Annotated in this window: 12 protein-coding genes and 3 pseudogenes; 9 read left to right on the forward strand and 6 right to left on the reverse strand. The window is 69.6% G+C overall.

Annotation, left to right across the window (positions count from 1 at the left end):
- Nucleotides 1–168 precede the first annotated feature (168 nt).
- The 7 genes and pseudogenes from ACZ7DE_RS36605 to ACZ7DE_RS36635 all read left to right on the forward strand — a co-directional run bounded on the left by ACZ7DE_RS36605 (nt 169) and on the right by ACZ7DE_RS36635 (nt 10,815).
- A complete protein-coding gene (locus ACZ7DE_RS36605; protein WP_470768716.1) occupies nt 169–3,387 on the forward strand; it encodes a bifunctional cytochrome P450/NADPH--P450 reductase in 3,219 nt (1,072 codons plus the stop codon).
- 134 nt (nt 3,388–3,521) lie between these two features.
- Nucleotides 3,522–4,568 carry a zinc-binding dehydrogenase gene (locus ACZ7DE_RS36610; RefSeq protein WP_470768717.1) on the forward strand — a complete coding sequence of 349 codons (1,047 nt, stop codon included), beginning with the start codon at nt 3,522–3,524 and terminating at the stop codon, nt 4,566–4,568.
- A gap of 176 nt (nt 4,569–4,744) precedes the next feature.
- Nucleotides 4,745–5,368, forward strand: a complete 624-nt coding sequence (locus ACZ7DE_RS36615; protein ID WP_470768718.1) for a malonic semialdehyde reductase — start codon at nt 4,745–4,747, stop codon at nt 5,366–5,368.
- A 12-nt stretch (nt 5,369–5,380) separates the two neighbouring features.
- Nucleotides 5,381–5,743, forward strand: a pseudogene (locus tag ACZ7DE_RS36620) (transposase); the annotation flags it as partial.
- Nucleotides 5,744–6,099: 356 nt separating this feature from the next.
- Nucleotides 6,100–6,846 (forward strand): phosphotransferase family protein, encoded by a 747-nt coding sequence (locus ACZ7DE_RS36625; RefSeq protein WP_470768719.1) that lies wholly within the window; start codon nt 6,100–6,102, stop codon nt 6,844–6,846.
- 714 nt (nt 6,847–7,560) lie between these two features.
- Nucleotides 7,561–8,010 carry an MFS transporter gene (locus ACZ7DE_RS36630; protein WP_470768720.1) on the forward strand — a complete coding sequence of 150 codons (450 nt, stop codon included), beginning with the start codon at nt 7,561–7,563 and terminating at the stop codon, nt 8,008–8,010.
- Nucleotides 8,011–8,376: 366 nt separating this feature from the next.
- Nucleotides 8,377–10,815 (forward strand): helicase C-terminal domain-containing protein, encoded by a 2,439-nt coding sequence (locus ACZ7DE_RS36635; protein WP_470768721.1) that lies wholly within the window; start codon nt 8,377–8,379, stop codon nt 10,813–10,815.
- 430 nt (nt 10,816–11,245) lie between these two features.
- Here ACZ7DE_RS36635 and ACZ7DE_RS36640 read toward each other — a convergent pair whose 3' ends face one another.
- From ACZ7DE_RS36640 to ACZ7DE_RS36655, 4 genes are all read right to left on the reverse strand, one after another.
- On the reverse strand, nt 11,246–12,235 hold the full coding sequence (locus ACZ7DE_RS36640; RefSeq protein ID WP_470768722.1) for a magnesium and cobalt transport protein CorA: 990 nt from the start codon (nt 12,233–12,235) through the stop codon (nt 11,246–11,248).
- Nucleotides 12,236–12,454: 219 nt separating this feature from the next.
- A complete protein-coding gene (locus ACZ7DE_RS36645; RefSeq protein WP_470768723.1) occupies nt 12,455–12,913 on the reverse strand; it encodes a DUF3618 domain-containing protein in 459 nt (152 codons plus the stop codon).
- Nucleotides 12,914–13,994: 1,081 nt separating this feature from the next.
- The gene (locus ACZ7DE_RS36650; RefSeq protein WP_470768724.1) at nt 13,995–14,705 is read right to left on the reverse strand and encodes a PRC-barrel domain-containing protein; all 711 of its coding nucleotides are present in this window, start codon (nt 14,703–14,705) and stop codon (nt 13,995–13,997) included.
- Between the two features lie 540 nt (nt 14,706–15,245).
- On the reverse strand, nt 15,246–17,510 hold the full coding sequence (locus ACZ7DE_RS36655) for a PA14 domain-containing protein (protein WP_470768725.1): 2,265 nt from the start codon (nt 17,508–17,510) through the stop codon (nt 15,246–15,248).
- Nucleotides 17,511–18,311: 801 nt separating this feature from the next.
- Between ACZ7DE_RS36655 and ACZ7DE_RS36660 the strand changes: the two are divergent.
- Nucleotides 18,312–18,557 (forward strand): annotated as a pseudogene (locus tag ACZ7DE_RS36660) (mannosyltransferase family protein); the annotation flags it as partial.
- A 681-nt stretch (nt 18,558–19,238) separates the two neighbouring features.
- On the opposite strand, the gene ACZ7DE_RS36665 reads toward ACZ7DE_RS36660, so the two are convergent.
- On the reverse strand, nt 19,239–20,105 hold the full coding sequence (locus tag ACZ7DE_RS36665; protein ID WP_470768726.1) for an alpha/beta fold hydrolase: 867 nt from the start codon (nt 20,103–20,105) through the stop codon (nt 19,239–19,241).
- Between the two features lie 106 nt (nt 20,106–20,211).
- On the opposite strand from ACZ7DE_RS36665, the pseudogene ACZ7DE_RS36670 reads away from it, so the two are divergent.
- Nucleotides 20,212–20,566, forward strand: a pseudogene (locus tag ACZ7DE_RS36670) (CGNR zinc finger domain-containing protein); the annotation flags it as partial.
- 688 nt (nt 20,567–21,254) lie between these two features.
- On the opposite strand, the gene ACZ7DE_RS36675 reads toward ACZ7DE_RS36670, so the two are convergent.
- Complete coding sequence (locus ACZ7DE_RS36675; protein ID WP_470768727.1) at nt 21,255–22,658, reverse strand: acyltransferase family protein; 1,404 nt, start codon at nt 22,656–22,658, stop codon at nt 21,255–21,257.
- Nucleotides 22,659–22,716: the final 58 nt, after the last annotated feature.

Below are 22,716 nucleotides of genomic sequence, written 5' to 3' on the forward strand. Positions count from 1 at the left end.
CTTTTCCTGGTCCCCCGAGGAGCCTTCTTTGGAGTTTCCATACGGCGTATGGTATCACTGAAGCAGTTCCATACGCTGTATGGAAACCGGCGATCCCGCTGCTCACCAGCGGCTTCCGGCGGCATGCCCCCTGCCCCACCCGACACTCCCCGCACGAAGGAGCAAGCCATGGCCACGCCCGTGACCGACCTGCGTCCCATCCGGTCCCCGCGGGGGACCCCCCTGCTCGGCCATACGCCGCAGATCCCCAGCACCAACCCGGTTGCATACTTCGGCGAGCTGTCCAAGCAGTTCCCCGAGGGCATCTACGGCATGGACATCGCCGGTATCGAGCAGGTCTTCGTCTACGACCCGGACCTGGTGGCCGAGGTGTGCGACGAGACGCGGTTCTTCAAGCAGATCGACAAGACGCCGCTGGCCCACGTCCGGGACTACGCGGGGGCGGCCCTGTTCACGGCGCACCAGCATGAAGAGGAATGGGGCATGGCGCACCGTGTCCTCATGCCGGCCTTCAGCCAGCGAGCGATGAAGGGCTACTTCGGGCAGATGCTGGAGATCGCCCAGAACCTGGTGGGCAAGTGGCAACGTCAGGAGGGTCAGCCGGTCAACATCACCGACGACTACACGCGGCTGACCCTGGACACGATCGCCCTGTCGGGTTTCGGCTACCGGTTCCAGTCCTTCGACAAGGAGGAGTTGCACCCCTTCCTCAACGCGTTGCTGGAGGCGCTGGTCGAGTCGTTGCGGCGCTCGCAGGAACTGCCGATGATGACCAAGCTGCGCAAGGCGGACGACAAGAAGTACCGCCAGAACATCCAGCTGATGCAGGACCTGGTCGAGAGCGTGATCAAGGAGCGCCGCGAGGGAGAGGGCACCGATGAGGATGACCTGCTGGGTCTGATGCTGGAGGCCACGGACCCGGAGACCGGCAAGCGGCTGGCCGACGACAACGTCCGTGACCAGGTGCTGACGTTCCTGATCGCCGGTCACGAGACCACCAGTGGTCTGCTGTCGTTCGCCACGTACTCGCTGCTGCGCAACCCGCACATCCTGGCCCAGGCCTACGCCGAGGTGGACCGCCTGCTGCCGGGCGACACCGTCCCGGACTACGACACGATCATGCAGATGGACGTGATCCCGCGGATCCTGGAGGAGACCCTGCGCCTGTGGGCTCCCATCCCGATGATCGGCAAGTCCCCGTTGGAGGACACCATCATCGGCGGCCGCTACGAGCTGAAGAAGGGAGCGCGGGTCAACATCCTCGAGGGCCCGCTGCACACCCACCCCAAGGCGTGGGAACGGCCGGACGAGTTCGACATCAACCGATGGCTGCCGGAGAACCGGGTCAACCACCACCCGCACGCCTACAAGCCGTTCGGCAACGGCGTGCGTGCCTGCATCGGCCGGCAGTTCGCACTCACCGAGGCCCGCCTGGCCCTCGCGCTGGTGCTGCAGAAGTTCAAGTTCTCCGACACCACCGACTACAGGATGGACGTCAAGGAGGCGCTGACCCGCAAGCCCAACGGCTTCGAGCTGAAGGTGCGCACCCGTCAGGAGCACGAGCGGACCGTGTTCGGCACCGTGGACGTGCAGACGGACGACACGCAGGCACAGGCCGCGGTCAGCGGTGTCGGGGTGAACCTGACCGTCGCGTACGGCTCCAGCCTGGGCTCGTGCGAGGACCTGGCGCGCACCATCGCCGACCGCGGCGAGCGCTCCGGCTTCGGCACCACGCTGACGAGCTTGGACGAGCTGGGCGACAACCTGCCCACCGAGGGGCTGCTCGTGGTCGTCGCCGCGAGCTACAACGGCAGGGCACCCGACAACGCCCAACGTTTCGACGACCTGATCGCCGCCGGACTACCCGAGGGCTCCCTGTCCAATGTGCGGTTCGCGCTGCTGGGCGCCGGCAACACCCAGTGGGTGGCCACCTACCAGGCTTTCCCCAAGCGGATCGAGGAAGGCCTGCTGGCCGCCGGCGCCACCCCCTTCATCGAGCGCGGCATCGCGGATGCCGCCGGTGACTTCGACGGCATGGCCACCCGCTGGATGGCCGCCCTGTGGACCACGCTGGCCGAGGAGTACGCCGCTGACACCTCTGAGGCGGACGGACCGCGCTTCCAGGTACGCCTGCTCACCGAAGCGGACGTACGCCCGGCGATCGTCTCCGAGCACGCCCACCCCCTCACGGTGGTGGCCAACGAGGAACTCGTCAGCGACGCGACCGGCCTGTGGGACTTCAGCGTCGAGCCGCCGCGCCCCTCGGCGAAGTCCATCACGATCGAGCTGCCCGAGGGTGTCACCTACGACACCGGCAATCACCTGGCTGTCTTCGCCAAAAACCAGCCGCAGCTGGTCGACCGCGCACTCGCGCGGCTCGGTGTCGACCGTGACCAGGTGCTGCGGCTGGACCAGCCCGCAGGCGGCAGGACGCACCTGCCGGTGGGCGTGCCCGTCACCGCAGGCCTGCTGCTCACCGAGTTCCTGGAGCTGCAGGACCTGGCCACCCGCTCCCAGATACAGATCCTCGCCGAGCACACCCAGTGCCCCTGGACCAAGCCGCAGCTGGAGGCGTACACAGCCGACACCGAAGAGGCCCAGCATCGGTATCAGCAGGACGTCCTCAACAAGCGCATGTCGGTCCTGAGCCTCCTGGAGCGCTTCCCCGCCGTCGAACTGCCGCTGGCCGTCTTCCTGGAGCTGATGGGCCCGATCCGCCCCCGCTTCTACTCCATTTCATCCTCTCCGCTGGGCGACCCGCGCCAGGTGCGCCTGACCGTCGGTCTTCTCGAAGGCCCCGCCCTGTCGGGCGACGGCCAGTACCGCGGCACCTGCTCCTCCTACATCGCACGCCTCGAGCCCGGAGACGTCTTCTACGGCTACGTACGCGTCCCCTCCCCCACCTTCGCCCCGCCGGCCGACCCGGCCACGCCGCTGATCCTCATCGGCCCCGGCACCGGCATCGCGCCGCTGCGCGGCTTCCTGGAGGAGCGCGCCCAGCAGTACGAGAACGGCACGAAGGTGGGTCTGTCCGAGGTCTTCGTCGGCTGCCGCCACCCGGAGCACGACTACTTCTACCGCGGCGAGATGGAGACGTGGGAGCTGTCCGGCATCGCCCGGGTCCACACCGCCTTCTCCACGGTGGCCGGCCACCCCGCCCGGTTCGTCCAGGACGCGATCGCCTCCGCCTCCGACAGGGTCTGGCAGGCACTCCAGGACGGTGCGTACGTCTACGTCTGCGGTGACGGCCGCCGCATGGCACCCGCGGTGCGCGAAGCCCTCGCCGCCATCCACCGCCGCCACGCTGGCAGCGACGACGAGGCCGCCCAGCAATGGCTCGCCCAGCTGGAAGCCGACGAGCGTTACCAGCAGGACGTCTTCGCCTGACCCCCACACGCCGGGAGGCGTGCGTCACCCCTCCCTGGCCGTACGTCTCCCGGTCTCCCGACACCCACCAGACGACACCTGGCACCCGTCTGCGCCAACCACCAGACCCTGCCGCTCACAGAAAGCAGATTTCCATGGACACCATGCTCGCCGGACGCTTCCACCTGGACAGCAAGAAATTCGCCGTGGAAGAGGTCCCCGTCCCCGTACCCGGCCCGGCCGAGGTCCTCATCGAGGTCAAGGCCGCAGGCGTCTGCCTCTCGGACGTCCACCTGATCGACGGCTCTCTCGTCCCGCTGTTCGCCACCTCCGACACCGTCACCGTCGGCCACGAGGTCTCCGGTGTGATCCACACCCTCGGCCCCGACCTCAAGCGGGGCCTGACCGTCGGCACCCGCGTCACCCTGGAGGCCGGCAAGACCTGCGGCCAGTGCGCCGGCTGCGTGCGCCGCCGCCCCTGCACACAGATGCTCACCGCCGGAATCGACTACGACGGCGGCTGGGCCCAGTACACCCTCGCCCGCGAGGACACCGTCATCCCCATCCCCGACAACCTCCCCTTCGACCAGGCCGCGATCATCCCCGACGCGGTCTCCACCCCCTACGCCGCCGTCGTCACCACGGCCGGCGTACGCCCCGCCCAGGCGGTCGGCGTCTGGGGCGCGGGTGGAGTGGGCGCCCACAACGTGCGCCTCGCCCGCCTGGTCGGCGCCGCGCCGGTCATCGCCGTCGACCCGCTGCCCGGCGCCCGCGAGCGCGCCCTGGCCTTCGGCGCGGACTTCGCCCTCGACCCGACCGCCCCCGACTTCACCGACCAGGTCCGTGCGGCCACCGGCGGACGGGGTCTGGACTTCGCCTTCGACTGCGCCGGCGTGCCCGCCGTGCGCGAACAGGCCGCGTCCGTACTCGGCCTGGGCGGCGCCCTGATCCTGCTGGGCATCACGCCCAAGCCGCTCACGATCACCGAGGGCCTGACCTTCAACTACCTGGGCAAGCAGGTGCGCGGGCACTACGGCGGCACCCCGGAGTCCGTCACCGAACTGGTGCGGCTGGCCGCGGGCGGCCGCCTCGACCTGGCCCCTTCCATCACCGACCACATCCCGTTGGCCGACGCCGCCGACGCGGTCAACCGGCTGGAGAACAAGATCGGCGACCCGATCCGTCTCATCCTCGTCCCCTGACACCCGCTGAGCAGTCGCCCACCAGCCCTCCCGAGAGTGGGCGACGGTGGCCCCCGACACCGGCGCCCACGGCCATGTCCGGATGGTGAGCCCCGCAAACCCCGTCCCGCCAAGCGGTACCGGGGCGGAACAGGCCGCCCTGTACCGCACCATCAGACCGAAGGCAGAGAGAAGCCATGACCATGATCGACCGCGAACCGCAGACCCTCGACGTCCTTGATGACGCCGGGCGAAGGCTGCTGTTCACAGAGGCCCGCACCGCGAACACCTTCGCCGCAACGGCCGTCACCGACGACGAACTCGCCATGATCTGGGAACTCACCCGCTGGTCCCCGAGCGCTGCCAACAGCCAGCCTCTGCGGCTGCTCTTCGTGCGCACTCGCGAGGGCAAGGAGCGACTGGTCCGGCACCTGGACGAGGGCAACAAGGCCAAGACCCTTGGTGCGCCGGCCGTGGCGGTCCTGGCGTACGACGTCGACTTCCACGAGCAGATGCCGACGGTCTTCCCGGCCCGTGGCGACCTGCTGCGAGCGGCGTTCGCCGGCCAGATCGAGAAACGCGAGACCATCGCTGCGTACAACTCGGCACTGCAGACCGGTGTCTTCCTGCTCGCAGTGCGTGCGGCCGGGCTTGCGGCCGGTCCTATGGCGGGCTTCGACGAAGCCGGGGTGGACAGCGAATTCTTCGCCGGTACCGGCTGGCGTTCCCATCTGGTGGTCAACATCGGTCACCCCGGTGCTGCCCCGTGGTTTCCCCGGCTGCCCCGCGTGCCCGTCGAGAACGCCATCGCCTGGGCCTGACGGCAGTCGAACGGACGGCCGAGCATGCCGCCGCAGATCCTGGCCGCCGCGATCGCCTTGCAGGCTCTGCACGGCCTGTCGGATTTCGAGACGGTGCAGGAACTGCGGTGCGATCTGCGCTGAATGGCCGCATGTGGTCTCGGCCCCCGACGACATGGCCTTCGCCCCGTCGCTGCTGGCCTACTTCCGCACACCGGCTGGCCCGTTCCGCCCGCCCGAACCGTGTCTTCGATGCCGTGAAGGCCACTGGCGTGGTCAAGGGCACGCACCGCCGGGCACTGGACTCCACCCTGCTGGACGACGCGGTCGCCACCCAGGACACCATTACCCGTATCATCGCCGCCGTCCGCGGTGCCCCGCGAGGTCCCCGAGGCCCGCGCCGCGCTGGTCACAGATGCCCTGCCCCGCCCCAGTTGTAGGTGAGACGCACCTCGCTGCTTCCGTGGCGACCTCCAGGTACATCAGGCCGCGAAGCCGCCGGACGCCTCTCCGTCCCGCTCGAAAGCACCGCACGCTGCACCCAGAAGAGACCGGACGCACCGCGCGACCGCGACGAGGACGGCTTCGAGCAGGACTCGCCGTCTCTTGACTCATGCCGAAAGTGGTGGACTTGACCTGGTCAGAGGTCGGTGTCGTGCACGAGGTGGCCGGGTATCGGGACGCGGTCAGCCGGGTGATCGCACGCGATAAGCCCGCGACGTCGGCGGTCATCCCCGGGATACTGGTCGCCCATGGATGAGGTCAAAGTCGTCGTCGCCCATTCCGAGCGCGCGACCCTGCGCGTCGGCGACGTGTTCCTGAAGGTGGACGCCGATCAGGCGCGCATCGATGTCGAGGTCGAGGCAATGTCCCTCGCGCCGGTGCCCACCCCGGAGGTCCTGTGGCGCAAGCCGTCCGTGCTCGCGACCGCCGCACTCCGGGGGACGACGCTTGGGCGCCTCGGCGGGCCGTCGACCGGGTCGCCGGCAGCGTGGGCCGCGGCGGGCGCCGCCATCCGGAAGCTGCACGACGCGCCGCTGCCGTGCCGGCCGGGTCAGGCAGGCCGGAGCATCGTCGCGCTGGCGGCGGAACTCGACGCCGAGTGCGAGTTGCTGGTGACGAACGGCGTCCTGCCCGCCGACCTGGTCACCCGCAACCGCCTGGTCGCCGAGGCCGCGCTCCGGCCGTGGACTCCGGCGTTCACGCACGGCGACCTGCAGATCGATCACGTCTTTGTCGACGGCGACGAGGTCACGGGCATCATCGACTGGTCCGAGGCGGGCCAGGGTGATGCCCTGTACGACCTCGCCACCTTCACGCTCGGACACGAGGAGCACCTCGACGACGTCATCGTCGGCTACGGCACCGACATCGACCTCGACGTGATCCACGCGTGGTGGTCGTTGCGAAGCCTGCTGATAGTTCGCTGGCTGATCGAGCACGGCTTCGATCCGTTCGCGCCGGGCTGTGAGGTCGACGTGCTGAAATCCCGGATGTGAGGCTGCGCGGGCGCGACTGGTACGAATCCGTTCTGACGCATCGACCAGGCCATCCCCTGATGTGCATCGCCCACCCATACCCTCGACGCGGTCTGGTCCTACCTGCCCGACTACGGCAGCTGGATCACCAACATCCACATCAAGGGCCCGCCGTGCTGCCGGGGGTTCCGGACTGCGCCGACGGCGCGCTGCGCGTAGGAGGGACCAGTGTCTGGGCCGAGACGCGGCGCCCGCCGCATCCACCGCTCGCCCGCTCGTCGCCAGACAGCAGCAACGGTCCCAACTTCGGGCCCGGACGAGGAACTGACGTACCAGCAGCAGAAGTCACGCAACTTCTAGCGATCAACTACTGCCGCAGGCCACTGGCTGAAGGAGGACGGGCGGTCTCCTCGGACGGGATCTGCAGCGACTTCCGCGACGACGGCGGGCCGCGGCCGGTCCGCTGGTCGGCGGTGTGCTCGTCGCCCAGCTGGGCCGGCGGGCGGATTCTTCCTCAATGTCGTACCGGCGTTGGTCACGGGTCTCCTGGCGCTGACGGTGCGTCCCCCGGAGACGGAGCAGACGCGTCAGGGCCCCGGCCCCTGCCCGATCTACCCAGTGCCGCGCTGCTCGCCGTCGCCCAGGCGGCTTTCGTATATACGCTGGTCGGGGCGCCGGAGCACGGCTGGACGGCGACCGGTGCGGTCGGCCTGCTGATCACGGCCGTCGCGGCCGGTGCGCCTCGTCTGCCACGAACGGCGTACCCCCGACCCGCTGTTGCCGTCGGCCCTGCTGGGTTCGGCGACGGTGACGGTGGCGATGCGCGGCGCGCTGTTCGTGGGCAGCTTCGTCCTCCAGGACGTCCTCGGCATGGACCCGCTGCGATCCAGTCTCGTCGCGCTGCCCGGCGGCGTGATGATGGTGCTCGGGGTGCCACTGTCGGCCGTACTGCCACGCCGATGGGGCGCCCGTCGCACCGCCCTCACGGGGACGGCGCTGCTCACCCCCTGGGTGGTGGCGCTGTCCCGGCTCGGTCCCGGGTCGTCGACGGCGCTGATCGGCGGTGGTTTCCTACTGCTGGGGGCCGGTTTCGGTGGCCGATGGTCACCGCGACCACCGTCGTCGTACGGCATGCGCCGCCGGAGTCGGCCGGGGTGGCGGGCGGACTCCAGCAGACCGCGATGAACGTCGGCCCGACGCTGGGAGTGGCGGCCGCGGCCGCGACCACGCTGATGCCCCTCGGCACGGGCACCGCGCTCCTGGTCCTGGCCGGCGTGGCCGCGCTCGGTGCTCCTCTTGTCGTACGCATGCCCCGACCCGCCCGCCCCACGAGGGATGGCACGCGATCACTGCCTGACGCTGTCGGGGATCTTGAAAATCGCAGTCGCCCAGCGTGATCTGAGTCCAGTTCGCGGCCGTGTCGGTCCTGCAGTTCCCGCTGGAGCTTTTCGATACGGCAGCCGTGGATAACGAGGATGCGTCATCCTTGTACCCGGCCCTGGGGCCCCGGCCCCGCTGCTACGCCCCCTGGTCTGAATAGGTGCACCCCGCATGAAGTCCCGCTCAACGCTGGCTACCTGGTTGGGCAGCCTCGACGCCTCTCGTCTGGCACGGGTACTCGGAACGCGGAAGGACGCCATATCCCCACCGGCCCCGCGCTCGTTGGGGGAACTGGCGGACCGTCTCCAGCGCCCGGCATCGGTGGCGCTGGTCCTGCCGCGGCTCGCGCTGCCGCACCTTCAGGTGGCCGAGGCGCTGGCGGCGCTGGCTGTGCCGGCATCGCGCGATGCCTTGGCGGAACTGCTGGGAGCGGCAGACGACGAACCCACTCGCCACCTGGAGACCGTGCTGGAGGCGCTGGCCGATCACGCTCTGGTCTGGCCGGACGGCGCGGGAAGGCTCCGCATGGCCGGACCGCTGCGGCAGGCGTGGGACACGCCCCTGGGGCTGGACGCTCCCCTGGAAGAACTACTCGCGGGCGCGACCTCCGACGAGCTGCGCAGCATGCTGGCGGCACTGGGCGTCAAGCCGTCGGGCACCAAAGGGCAACGGCTGGCCGCGCTCGTGGAACACCACAGCGATCCGGAACGGGTCGCCTCAGTGGTCGCCAAGGCCCCTGCGGCAGCCCTGAAGCTGCTCGAACGACGAGCGGCGGCCGCGCCGGAAGAGCTCTCGCAGTTCATCATGTTCGGACATGCGAGCCCCGACCTCGAACCGGGTGCCCGATGGGCGGTGGAACGGGGACTCCTCGTCCAGGACCGTCACCGCTACGGTCCGGCCCGCATGCCCGCCGAGGTGGCGCTCGCGCTGCGCGGGTCCGGCTGGCGCGCGCCCTTCGAACCCGTCCCGCCTGTCGCGCGATTGACGTCCGTCACCCTGGCGGAGGTAGATCGCGAGGCGTCAGCTGCGGCCTCGGCTTTCACTGCCCATGCCGCCTCGGTCCTGTCCGCCTGCTCGGCGGCTGCGCCGGCCCGACTCAAATCCGGTGGGATCGGTGCGCGGGAACTGGCCCGGCTCGGTAGGGCCGCCCACGCCGACGGTGCCGTCGTGCGCTTGACTCTCGAAACCGCCTACGCTGCCGGACTTTTGGGCCGGGACGGCGATCGTGTGGCACCCACCGAGGCCTACGACGCCTGGGCGGAACAGGAACCCCCGGAGCGGTTCGCCGTACTGCTTCAGGCATGGCGGAACCTGCCGCTCACCCCCACTCAAGCGCGCGACGAGGACAACAAGGCACTTCCCGCTGTCACCGGCGCACCGCCATGCGACGGCTGTCTGCAGGCCCGCCACGGGCTCTTGGCGACAGCCGCGAAGCTCCCGTCAGGGCGGGGCATGACGGGCACCTCGGATCTGGGGCCTCTGATCGCCTGGCACCGCCCGCTTGCCCACTCCTCATCCCAGGACGGACCTCCGTTCGCCGCCGTGATCCGCGAGGCAGAGCTCCTCGGCGTACTCGCTCGCGGCGCCCTGTCCACCCTTGGCATCACCCTGCGGACCGAGGACACGGAAAGACTGAGCGCCGAGTGCCGACGGCTGCTCCCTCCGGCCACCGCGGCGGCGCGTATCGGCGCCGACCTCACTGCCGTTGTCAGCGGCACACCGTCCGCGCGGCTGGCCGCACTCCTGGACTCCGTCGCCGACCGGGAGACCAGCGGCACGGCATCGGTGTGGCGGTTCAGCGCCGGCAGCATCCGCCGGGCCCTGGACGCCGGCCGTGTCCCCGACGACATCGCAGCCGACCTGACCGCTGTCGCCCCCGGGCCTCTGCCACAGCCGCTGTCGTACCTGATCGCCGACACCGCGCGCGGCCACGGGCGCGTACGCATCGCCCCCGCCGCCTGCGTCCTCCACGGCGACGAGCCCGCGCTCCTGGCGGAACTCGCTGCCCACCGCAAGCTCGCCAAGCTTGGGCTGCGGCAGCTGGCTCCGACTGTATTGATCAGCTGCAGCCCACTCGACACAACTACCGCCGCTCTCCGGGCCGAGGGATACGCCCCTGTCGCCGAAACGACCGAGGGCACCGTACGCATCGAGAAGGCCCGCCCTCGACGCGCCACCGCACCCGTTCCAGCTCCACGCGGCACCGCCCCCAAGGACAGCGGCAGGCTGGCTGCCACGCGCGCTGCGACGGTATCCGCCGCCATCGACCCGAATGCCTTGGCGGCCCAGCTACTGGCTGCCCCTTCGACGACTGTCGATCCCGCGCCGCTCGACGGAGGGTCACCCTTCGCCACCGACACCGAGGAAATCGTCGCAGGGTGGGCGAAGCGCCTGCCGTACAGCGACGTACGCCAGCTCGCCCACGCCATCGACACTGGTCAGGCCATCACCGTCGAGTACGTCGCCACCTCCGGCAAGCGGACCGTGCGCACCCTGAGTCGCCTCATGCTCGACCCGCCCTACCTCGAAGCCTGGTGCCGCCTTCGGGACGCCGAGCGGGTTTTCACCCTCTCCCGCATCCACAGCGTGATGGGCGTCGTGCCCCCATGAGAAATCGTGGCGGAGACGCTCGATGACGATGGCGCGTCCCAGCGAGGTGTCAGGCAGAGGTAGACCCCTCCCATTCCGCCGGCGGCGATCACGGCCTTGGTCGGGCAGCGGCCGTTCGCGAAGGCTCTGCCGGAGTGCAGCCCGACATGTCGCTCAGCCTGGGTACGGCTGCGCTCTGTGGCGCCTCGCCGCTCGTGCTCAGCCTGGCCGTCGTGGGAGCCGTATCGGTGGCAGCAGCCGGTGCGGGTCGGCGGTGGCCTCGCCGTGTCCTTGGCGTGGGCGGGTGTCCAGACCGCGCAGATGCCGGTGCGCGAGAACGCCGGGCTCCGCTGCCGGCACGGTCGGCGCGAATGCCCGGCTTCACCACCATCGCGGTGCGTCCTGACGCACCGCTGCCGGTTCCGTCAGGCCGTGGGCGGCGCTCCGGCGTTCACAGCCAGCCGTTGCGGCGGAAGGCCCGGTGCAGCAGGGCGGCGGCGCCGACCATCACGATGATGGCGAGCGGGTACCCGTACGTCCAGCTCAGTTCCGGCATGTGGGCGAAGTTCATGCCGTAGATCCCGGCGACGAGGGTCGGGGTGGCCAGGATGGCGGCCCAGGCGGAGATGCGACGCATGTCGTCGTTCTGCCAGGTCCCCACCCGTGCCAGGTGGGCGTCGAGGGCGGAGTTGAGCAGCTCGTCCAGGGAACGCACCTCGGTGTCGGTGCGGTGCATGTGGTCGGCGACGTCGCGGAAGTACGGCAGCATCTCCTCGGGCCACCCGGCATGGGGGCCGGCGAAGTCCTGCACGACCGGTACGAGGGGCTGGACAGCGTCGCGAAATTCCAGGACCTCTCGCTTGAGCGAGTAGATCGGCTCGGTGAAGTCTTCGCGCTCCGGGGAGAACACGCGCCGCTCCAGCCCCGTCAGGTCGGTACGGACCTGGACCGCGGCCTCGGCGTAGGAGTCGACCACCGTGTCCAGGACAGCGTGCAGCACGGCAATCGGACCGAACCGCAACAACTGCGGATCCTCACCGAGCCGCCGGGCCGCCTCGCCAGTGGGATCCGACAGGCCGTGACGGACGGTCAGTGCGAAACGCGGACCGGTGAAGACCATCACCTCGCCGGTCTCCACCGCGCGACCCTCCTTGACGTACCACAGCGTCTTCAGCGCCACCGAGAGCACGTCCCCGTACCGCTCCCGCTTCGGCCGCTGGTGTGCTTCCCCTGCGTCCTCGACCGCCAGCGGATGCAGGCCCAACGGCTCCGCCAGCTCTTCAAGATCACCCGGGACGGGATCGTCCAGGTGAACCCAGCAGAACTCGCGTTCGCCCACCCGCTTCAGACCGTCCAGCACCGCCGCACGGCCGCCGTCGACCTGTCGGCAGTCCACCTGCTCGGCCTCACCGGTGGGCTCACGGTAAATGACACACCTCATACTTCCCGCCTGCACCGCCCCGACGATTACATTCCTGCCGCCGACCCGCAATCAGCCGCCAGACACGCTGCCCATACCTCGTGGTCACACTTTCTCCACGCAGCGAGGCTTTCCGTCTGGTCGGGCAGGGTTACGCGGACGAAAGAGCCGTGGTCCTCGCCGTCTTGCTGCTGGCCCGGGCTCTTGAGGCCTACCGGATGTAGGCGACTTTCGATGCCTTTACCTGCCCCGGCGGCGCAGCATCAGCCAGGCGGCAGCCACGCTGCCGGCCACGATCAGTAGCGTGCGGTTGTCCCGGGCAGCCTCGGCGCCCTGCTGCGCCCTGGCGCGGACCGGTTCGGGTGCCTTGTCCTGCCACACCTGACCGGCCTGTCCGGCCTTGGCCTTCACCTGGCCGGCGGCAGCGGCGGCCGTGTCCTTGACCGGGTCGGGCAGCTTGTTCTGCACCAGGTGCGCAGCCTCGGCAGCCTTCGCCTTGACCTGCCCCGCAAGCTCCGTCGCCTTGGTGGCCGCCTGCTCTTTCAATGCGGTCGCCTTCTCCTGTGCGCGGGCCTTGGCGTCCGCCTTGGCAGCCAGTTCCTCGACCGTCTGTCCGAGCTCGTGGCGGGTCTGCTCGACTTGCTCCTGCAGTTCTTCGGGGCTGGAGACGGCGAGCTCGTCGTGGGGCGGTTGGGTCATCGCTGTGCACTCTCCTTGCTTCGGGGCTACGTCGGCCTGATGCTCTCGATGTCCTGTTGCGGTTCTGCGGTGCGGCCTGTCTGACCTCGTTCTGGTCTCTGCGCGTCCCCGTGGGCACTGTCGTCCCTCGCTGCGACGCAGGCTCGCACGGGCGAGTAGCCCTGCCGCTCACGACCAAACGCGCGTACGCGTCCTCGGCGTCACGGCACGGCGGACGCCGACGTCTGCCTGAGCGACTGCGCGCCCTTCAAGCGCACCCAATTGCTGCGGGAGCGGCGGCATCTGCAGTGGTGACGGGAAAGCACGTGGAGCGCTACACAGCTGATCAGCTTCAGATGATCTCGTTTCGACGAGCACGTGCGGGCCCGTCCGGCTGTGTAATTCCGTGTTGAGCTGGAGAGCCCCGAGCTTCCCACGAGGCGCTTCAGCCGGTGGCGTAGGGCGTACGGAACCAGGACCACACTCCACCTCGCCCCCGCACTTCGGTCCGGACGAGACCTTCGCCTGGGCCGTACGCCGGCCAAACCGCACGGAATGGGGTGCGAGACGCCCCCCACCAGCGACGTTCCTGCACGGCCTACCCCAGGAGCCGACCGCTCAGCAGGCGAGCAGGACCCGCCCGCAGCACGTCATAGCCGGCGCGACCGTACATCCGTCGCCCGAGCATCTTGATCCGGTTGGCATGCCCCGACCTGTCGCGCCGAGCGGTCCGCCCTCACGGGTCCCGGTCCCGTCCTCTTCTGCAGCCGTGCGCCACACTCTGAGCAGCTCGCACCTCTCGTCCAGCGTCAACACCCGCAGCCGCTCGGTTTCGCCCTCAAAATAGGAGCGAAGTCGATCTCGTAAAGGCCAGGTGCTCATAGCCGCCCAAGATCAGGGAAACGTCACCGATCGCCGGCAAGACACGGCAAGCAGCGCCTGCAGGCCCCGGCCGACGAGAGAGTCGGCCAGGGCGGCAGACAAGAAAGACGGGCCGTAAAAGCGCCTCTTTCCTGCACGTCACAAGGCTCTGAGCGCTTCATCCGAACGGTCTCTGCGCACTGTTCATCCGATCCGCCGCGTCACCGCTCCACGCGACCTTTCACGACATACCGGAATGGCCTTGCTGTTCCTCAGTGATGATGTACTGGCGCAACCTGGCCCGGCCGGCCTCTCGGCGTTCGGCATCGCGCATCGGCTCGCCCGTGCGCGTCAGCGCCTCGCGGTCCCTGGGGCTGTCGGAGCCGACCGAGAGGGTGTCCTCCTCGTGCTCGTGGCCGCTGCGGGCGATACCCGACGCAGTGGTGTCGTCGTAGTCACTGTGCGGGGTGATCGTGTCTGCTTGCTCTTCGCCACTTCGGGCGATGCCTGAAGCAGTGGTGTCCTCGTAGTGGCTCTCTGGGGCGTCGGCACTGGCGGTGTCGGGAGAGGCCGTGGCGCCGGCGTGAGCCCAGCCGCCTTCGCCTGGCTGGTTGGCTTGCCGCCAGGCGGCGTCCCAGGCGATGCCGTAGTGCTCGTACAGGTGGTGCTCTTCCTGCTCGGACAGGTGGCCACCTGCGTCGACGTCGACGTTGGGCGCGTCTTTGACCTTGTCCTTGGGGTAGGGCACTTCCAGGTGGTCCTCGACCACCGCGGCGTCCTGGATGGGTACGAAGGACTCGCTGGTGCCGAACAGGCCCGTCTTGACGCTCACCCACTCGGGTCGGCCGGTGACATCGTCGAGGAAGACGTGCTTGGCGTCGCCGATCTTCTTGCCCTCGGCGTCGTAGACCGGATGATCCAGCACCATCGGGATCTGCTCTCGCGTGATCATCTCTGTCCTCCCACTTCACTGTGCGGCTACCAGTTACCTATCCGACATACCGCCACAAAAACCTCATAGTGTGCTGTCTCGTCGGCTGCCGGGACGGTGCGCGCGCCCCACCCGGTTCCGGGGGCCAGCCCTCACGGGCGCGCGCCCGGTCCGGGCCCGTGGCAGGGCTGCTGGCTGGGGACTGCTGCTGGCCGGCCGAAGAGTGAACCAGTCGATCAGGCCCTGAGCCGTGTTGTGGGGTGAGTCGATCCCGGGCATCTCCTGGATGACGGTCCCGGCGCTGCGGTGGAAGATGGCGTGCTCACCCCGATCTGCTTCTGGTCCGCGCCACCCGGAAGGCGGGCGCGTACCGGGGGTACGCCCCCCAGTCATCGGGCACTCCAGCAGCGTTTCGCTATCCGGCCTGGTCGGAGGCGTCGCTGGGAGTGATCAGAACAGCCGTAGTGCGGTGATCGCACTGCTGCCCTTTGCAGGAGGCTCCCGCCGTCCGGGGGCGGGAAGGCATCCGGACGGCAGGGGCCTGAGGGATCGAACGGGGCGTCAGGGCGCTTGCGTCGAGATCTCGAACGGCTTGGCCTGCGGGGCGGATTCGGTGCCGTCGGCGGCCACGGCGGTGACGACGTAGTAGTAGTACGCCCGGGCCAGGCCGGGGTCCGTGTACGTCGGTTCCGTCACGCCCGAAGCGATGCGGTGCTCAGGGGTGAAGACGTCCGAGCCGGACGTGGACCGGTAGACGTTGTACGAGACGGTGGCGCCCTGGTCGCACGCTCCGACCTCCCAGTTGAGCTGGACGAAGTCCGCGCCCCTTCCGCCCCCGGTGATCCGGGGAGTGGCCGGTGCGGTCATGACCGGGCAGGGCATGGTGACCTCGGCCATCGGCGAGAAGTCGGACCACATACTGTGCGTGCTGACGGCGCGCACCACGTAGTGCCACGTCCTGCCGGCGGGCACGTTCTCGTTGGTGAACGTCGTCCCGGTGATGAGCGGGGAGACCGAGTAGGCCGACGCGGGGTCCGAAGAGGTCGTGCGGTAGACGTAGTAGCCGGCCACATCGGTCGAGGTGCTCGCGGTCCACTCCACCGTGACGTTGCCGTTCTCGGCCGTCGCGGTCACCGAGGCGGGCGCAACCGGCTTCTCGTAGACCGGCAGGCGCTTGCCGTAGACGGTGCCATAGCCGGGCTCGGGCATGGGGGAGATGTTGCCGGCCGCGTCGACGGCGCGGACGGTGTAGCCGAACTGCACGTCGACCGGGACGCCGGCGTCCAGGTACTTGACGTCCCGCACCACGGCGATCTGCTCCCACGCGCCGAACATCGACTTGCGCATGACGAGGTAGTGATCCGTGTCGTCGGTGTTGGCAGTCCAGACGAGGTGCACGCCATCAGTGCCGTTCCACGCGTCCAGGCCGTACGGCATGTGCGGCGGGGTGACGTCGCCGGTGCGGGTGGCCGAGGCCGTCGCCGACGGGTTCGACTGCGTGCCGTGCGTCGTGACCGTCCTGACCTGGTAGTGGCGCACCTGGCCGATGGGCGCCGTGACGTCGTCGTAGGCGTGGCCGGTGACCGGCGTCTCGGTCAGCCGGGTCCACGGGCCGGTGGCCGACTCGGCGGCGTAGACGTGGAACCGGTGGGAGGCGTCACCGTCGTAGTGCCAGCCGACGGTGTTGCGGTCGACCCAGCCGTTTGCGGAGACGTTTGTCGGCGGCAGGGGCTTGAGCTCGGTCGCGTCGAGCTGGGTGGGGGCGGAGTACGGGGAGGCGTTGCCCGCGATGTCCAGTGCCCGCACGCGGTAGTAGTAGATCGTGCCCGTGGCGGCGCTGAAGTCGGTCCAGACGGTGCTCTGAGTGGGCACGGAGACGGAGGAGAACGGCCCTTCGGGCGCGAGGGACCGCTGCACCTCATAGGAGCTCGCCCCGCTCACCGCAGACCAGGAGAGCCGGGCGCCGGACTCGTCGTACGTGGCCGTGAGCCCGGTGGGAACGGCCGGGGCCGTCTTGTCGGCGCTGACGACGCGCGTCAGAGAGGACAGCGGGGAGAGGTTGCCGGAGCGGTCGACGGCGCGGAGGGCGTACTCGTAGGTGGCGCCGGTGGCCGGGGGTGTGTCGGTGAAGGTGGCGCCGGTGATCGGGGTGCTGTTGCGCAGGCTCCAGGCGCCGGTGCTGCCCGTACGGCGGTAGAGGTGGTAACCGGCCAGGTCCAGCTCGTAGTTGCGGGACCAGGCCAGGGTCGTCTTCAGAGTGGCCGGCGCATAGGTGGCCTTCAGACCGACCGGGGCCAGGGGGGCGGTCTTGTCGTAGGCGGGGCCGATGACGGGCTGGTAGGCGAAGGCGATGTTGGCGGTGCCGGTGAAGGCGGCGAAGTCCACGCGCAGGGTGTGGACCCCGTGCGGGATGGTGAGGCGGAGGGTCTTCTTCTGGGTCGCGTTGACGTTGCGCCACAGGTCGATCTTGCGGTAGCCGTCGAGGTAGACCCGGGCGCCGTCCTGGACGGCGACGGTGAGGTCGAAGGGACCGCCGGAACCGAAGTTGCGGGTGGTGCTCCAGCGGACGCCGAAGTTGTCCCGCGGCAGGGTGACGCCGGCGGGGTCACCGAGGCCGTAGTTCTCGGCGATGGAGGCATCGCAGACAGTGGCCCTCGGGGTGCCGGTGAGTGTGGTGTTGGCGTAGTACTGGGCCTTCCACACGCCGGCCGAGCAGGTCACGGCCGCCTGCGCGGTGGCGGGGAAGGCGAGTCCGGTCAGGGCGGTGGCCAGGCAGAGCACGGCCACACCAGCGGTACGGCGCGTCACGCCGAGGGATATGCGCATCTGCTGACGGTCACACTTTCGATCGGAAAATGGGTACAAGGCGTCTACGCCGCCCCGATCGTGCCATCCACAAGATCGCTCGCGAAAGGGGGTTCGCGCGGAATCACGTCAACCACTTCTCCCCCGCCCCGCGTCGGGCGGCAGACGGTGCGTCATATGCCGGCAACGCCTGTGAACGTTGCGTCTGGGCGCAGCACGCCGCCTGGGTGACAACGGGGCCACACGCCCCCACAGGTCATCGGACACAAGATCAGCAAGCACCCAACAAATCCCGCCGACACACACCCAACTGCCCCAGTCCTAGGCGGTGGTGACGGTGTCCTTGCCCGCCGCGGGCGTGCCGTTCCGGCCACACGGCCTGGGCCGTGCTGGCGGCCGTTCCACGCCCTGCTTCGGGTTCACGCGTACGGCGCTCCCACGGCCCGCTGGGCCTGGTCCGCCGACGTCGCCGCGACCCCCGGCCGGTTGTCGACGACCATGTGCGGCACCGCCGGACGCACGGCCGGTGAGCGCACGGGTTCGACGCCGTGCCCTGGGCCGCGCGCCGTTGCACCACACCGGCCGCACCTGCCCCTTGAGGACCCTGTGATCCAGATCACTGCGCCTGGGTGCAGCGTGAGAGGCATGCCAGTGCCTTTCCCCAGGTGTAGACAACTGGCGGGAGCATGGACAGTGCGAATGGAGCAGGGCCGGGCCGGTGAGTTCGACGAGTTCGTGGCCGCACGCTGGTCGGCGCTCGTCCATCTCACCCGTCTGCTCGTCGGCGGCGATCGACATCGGGCCGAGGATCTGCTGCAGGAGTCCCTTCTGCTGCTCCGCCGCCGCTGGCCCGAGGCCGTGTACATCGCGCTGAGTCTCTGGGCCCTGGGGACGTCGTACTGGTATCTGTCCATCCCCCGCGCCACGCTGCTGTGGTGGCCGCTATGGATCGGACTGGCCCACTGAAGCCTGCGGCGCGAGTGGGAGAGGGAAGCGTACATCGGCACGGTGACTCCCTTGATGGTGGTGCTCGCAGCGACCTTCACCTCGGGCCACTGGAGCGGCTGACGACAGCCGAACCCGCTCCCCCAAAGGCACCACACCGGTCCAGACGATCGAACGCGCCTCCCCCACGGCCGAGCAGGCATCTCTCCCCCCACACACATGGCCTCGCCCGGGGCGGCTGCTACGCCGCCCCGGGCGAGGCGTTCTCGTGCCACGCAGCGGCCGGCTCCACCGCCGTCGGCTCGTCGCCCCCCTGACGGAGATGACGCCGGCCGGCTTCGGGAAGCCGATCAGGACTGGGGTCAACTCGAGGACATGCTCGCCGAGTCGGCGGGCTCGTGACAGCCGCTCGTCGAATGAGAGGACCATCGGCCGCACACCCGTTGGCCGGGACGGCATGAAGGCGTTCCGACCGTTCGCGCAAGGCGCGCCGCATGCGGGCCGGGCCTGCACCGACTGCAGGTTCGACGTGATCATCGACGACGCCGAATGCCGCCCGCAGAACCCCCGCGCGGTCAGCGCCGACTCGGTCCGCGCCGCCTCGACCTGGACACCACCCTGCCCCGCCAGGTCCGGACTTCCTCTGCGCACCCTCCCGCCCCGTCTACCACCGCCTAGGAGGACGCCTCCGTCCGAGCCTGCGCAGGCTCGGACGCCTCCGTCCGAGCCTGCGCAGGCCGCCGCCGCACCGGCAGGGCCGTCCAGCGCCTGCCACGAGCTCCATTGACCGGCTCCCGGCCTTGCCTACCCCAGCACCCGCCCGAGGAAGCCGCGCAAGTAACCCGCGACGACGTCCAGGTGGCTCTCCAGCAGGAAGTGCCCGCCGTTGACCAGGTGCACCTCCGCATCCTTGGCGTCACGGGCGAAGGCCCGCGCACCCGCCGGGCCGAAGATCTCGTCGTTGCGACCCCACACGGCGAGCACCGGGACCTCGCTGGTGCGCAGGAATTCGTGCAGCAGCGGGTAGAGCGGGCGGTTGTTCTGGTAGTCGCGGAACAGCGCCAGCTGGACCTCGTCGTTGCCCGCGCGGGAGACGAGGGCGAAGTCGTGCTCCCAGGTGTCGGGGCTGACCAGGCTCGGGTCGGGCACGCCGTGCAGGTACTGCCAGCGGATGGCGTCGACGCTCAGCGCTGCGCGGACGGCGGGTTCGGTGTCGGGACCGGGATTCGCCCCGTAGGCCCAGACGTCGGCCCAGAACGACTCGACGAATCCGTCCTCGTAGCCGTTGCCGTTCTGGGTGACGAGGGCGGAGATCCGTTCGGGGTGCTTGAGCGCGAGGCGCCACCCGATGGGGGCGCCGTAGTCCTGGACGTAGAGGACGTAACGGTCCAGGCCCAGGTGGTCGAGCAGGCCGGAGGTCAGTTCGGCGAGGGCGTCGAAGGTGTAGGCGAACTCCCCCGCCAGGGGCGCGTCGGAGTGGCCGAAGCCGAGATGGTCCGGCGCGATGACGTGGTAGTCGGCGGCCAGCAGCGGGATGAGCTCACGAAACATGAACGAGCTGGTCGGGTAGCCGTGCAGCAGGACGATCGTGGGGGCGTCGGCGGGGCCGGCTTCACGGTAGAAGATCTCATGGCCGTCGACGGTGGCGGTCCGGTGGTGCACCGAGCTCATATCTAACCCCTCTGAGAGTTTTACCTGGTTAGTTCCTCGCGACACAAGCATGTAGTGACCTAACCTGTCAATCGCTTCAAGACGGTTAGAAGGGGGGCGGCGCCCGATGGACAGGCTGCTGGACCTACTCAACAGCAGGCCCCTTCCGGTTCCACTGACCAACGGCAGGGAACGGGACACGCTCCGCGACCCGGCCGCAGGCAGCCGCCGGCCACGGGAGCACGGCGGCGAAGGCGGCCTCGCGAAACCAGCGCCGCTGCGCGAGACGCGAGGGATCGTGCGGGACACAGTGCTCACCCGCCGCGTTGACCCCGCGGCTCGAAGGGGTCCACCAGATCCCGGAGATCACCGCGGATGGCCTTCAGTGGATGTTCAAGACTCCCCCGTCCGCCCGACCGGTCCTCACCTGGGCCTGCCCCGAGAAGCAACTGCCCGACCGGCTTCGCCCCCGCGTCAACGACAGCGGAATCCCATCCAGCCCAACCACCGCTCCCGGCAGTCCTCATCAGGCAGGCAACCGGATGGTCCGGGACTCGTCCGCCTCCTACGGGGCATCCCCAACCGCCCACAGCAGGGCCCGCGGTCTCGGATGTAGGGCCTGCGACGCCCGCCCCGCACATCCTCGCCGCGCAGGGCAGCCAGCGCGAGCGAAGCGACGTTCACCCGGTACGCCGGGGGGGCCGACGACGTGGCCACCACCTCCGGACAGTCCACGGTGGAAGCCAGCGCCTCCGGACCGGCGACCGTGTAGACAGCACCAGGTCCCCGCGCTGGAGCACCACCTGCGCGCCTGGCTCCATCCGTCCGCGTCCGAGAGGACCAGGCGGCAGGACGTCGTGGAGCGAATGGACGGCCGCCGGTCACAAGAGCGTCCTCGTTCGCCGGCGAACACGACTCCGCAACGCCGAGCCTCAGGAACCCGCGGAGCACGCCCCGGCGGCCTGACCGCCCACCCCAGACCAGCGGGCCCGGCTTCCCCCCTCCTCCGGAAGCCGGGCCCGCTGCTGTACCGGCTCAGCGCTGGCGGAACACTTGGATAGGCCTGAACGGGCGCTCGGGGGCGGGAGGCAGGGCGGAGAAACGCGGGAGGGGACACGCTCCGCCGCGCCTACGGGCCGGACTCCTGCGCAGCCATGGCGTGGTCCTCGGCTACACCGGCGGGAATCCACTGGTGGCCGTCCCGCTCCAGCACTCCGCGCGGGCGTCTGGGGCGACGTGGGCACCGCGCTCGGGGCCCTCCCCGAGGAGAACGGCCTTGCGGTCGCCGGGCTTCGGCCGGTTCTTCCCGGCTGGGTCATCCTCATCCGGAGCCGTCCCCCGGCCCGGCCGACGTCGAGGCCGGGAGCGGCGTGCCAGCTTCCGGCCCCATGCCTGGCCCGGCGCCTCGATGTAACGGTAGGTCAGCACGCACAGCGGTATCAGCACGGCGTAAAAGGCCATTTGGAGCACGAGATTGTCCCGCCGCCACCGGCCGATCGTGCCGTCGGTTACCGCCAGGAGCACCGGATGCACCAGGTAGACCGAGTAGCTGATCGTTCCCAGCCCGGTTAGCCAGCGCGGCATCCGTCGGCGGCGCAACGCCAGTCCGACACCGAAGGTGAGCAGGGCCAGCAGGAATGCCACCATCCAACCGCGTCGTGTGAAATGCGATCCGTCGCCATACCAGTACGCGCTCCCCATGGCGCAGCCGGCCACCACGATGGCGGCGCACGCCGCGTACCGCCAGGTGTCCTGACCATGTTCGGCCCGGTAGACGGCGGTGCCGAGGAACATCACGGCAAGGATCACCAGCCCCTCCCACAGGGGGACCGTGCCGTTGAACGGGACCAGGACGAGTGCCAGGACCCCGCCCAGCACGCCGCCAAACACGCGAAGCGCGGGTGACCCGGCGCTCGCACAACAGATGGCGACCACCATGACGATCGAAGCGAGCGCTACCAGCGGGCCGGTGCCGACCGTGCCCGAGAGGGCAGAGGCCGGGAGCTCGCTTCCTGCCGTCACGCTCACGGCGGCGAGCCCGGCCAGGGTGACTGCCGTCGCTGCTGACCGCTGGTGAAGCCGGACCGTGAAGAGAGCAACGACCAGCAGATAGAAGGCCATCTCATAGGAGAGCGTCCACAGGACGAGAAGGAGATTGGGCGTCCCCAGCAGCTCCTGGAGCAGGGTGACGTGGGCTACGGCGACCGTGGCAGCGCTCTGACGATCGAAGTCGCGAATCTCAGCGACGCCCAACAGATTGGCGGCTAGGGCCGCGGTGACGACAGCCGCCCACAGCGGGTACACGCGGAATAAGCGCCCGATCCAGAAAGTCCGGACGCAGCCCCGGCGTTCGAGGGACGCGGGAATGATGTAGCCGCTGACCAGGAAGAACACCATGATGCCGTACCGGCTGGTGTTGAACTGCGGCATCAACTCCCGACGGAGCTCCGCCATGAAGGCGTATGACGAGTGGTCGAAGACCACGACGAATGCCGCGATACCGCGCAACGCGTCCAGCCAGCCCAACCGTGACGGGCCGACCGGCGCTACGGGCGCGGGTAATCGTGACAGCACGGAGGGTAATCGTTCCAGAGCAGGAGGGGGGAGGTGGGTTTAGGGGGTTCCATACTCA

It is taken from the genome of Streptomyces sp. NPDC037083 (assembly GCF_055606485.1).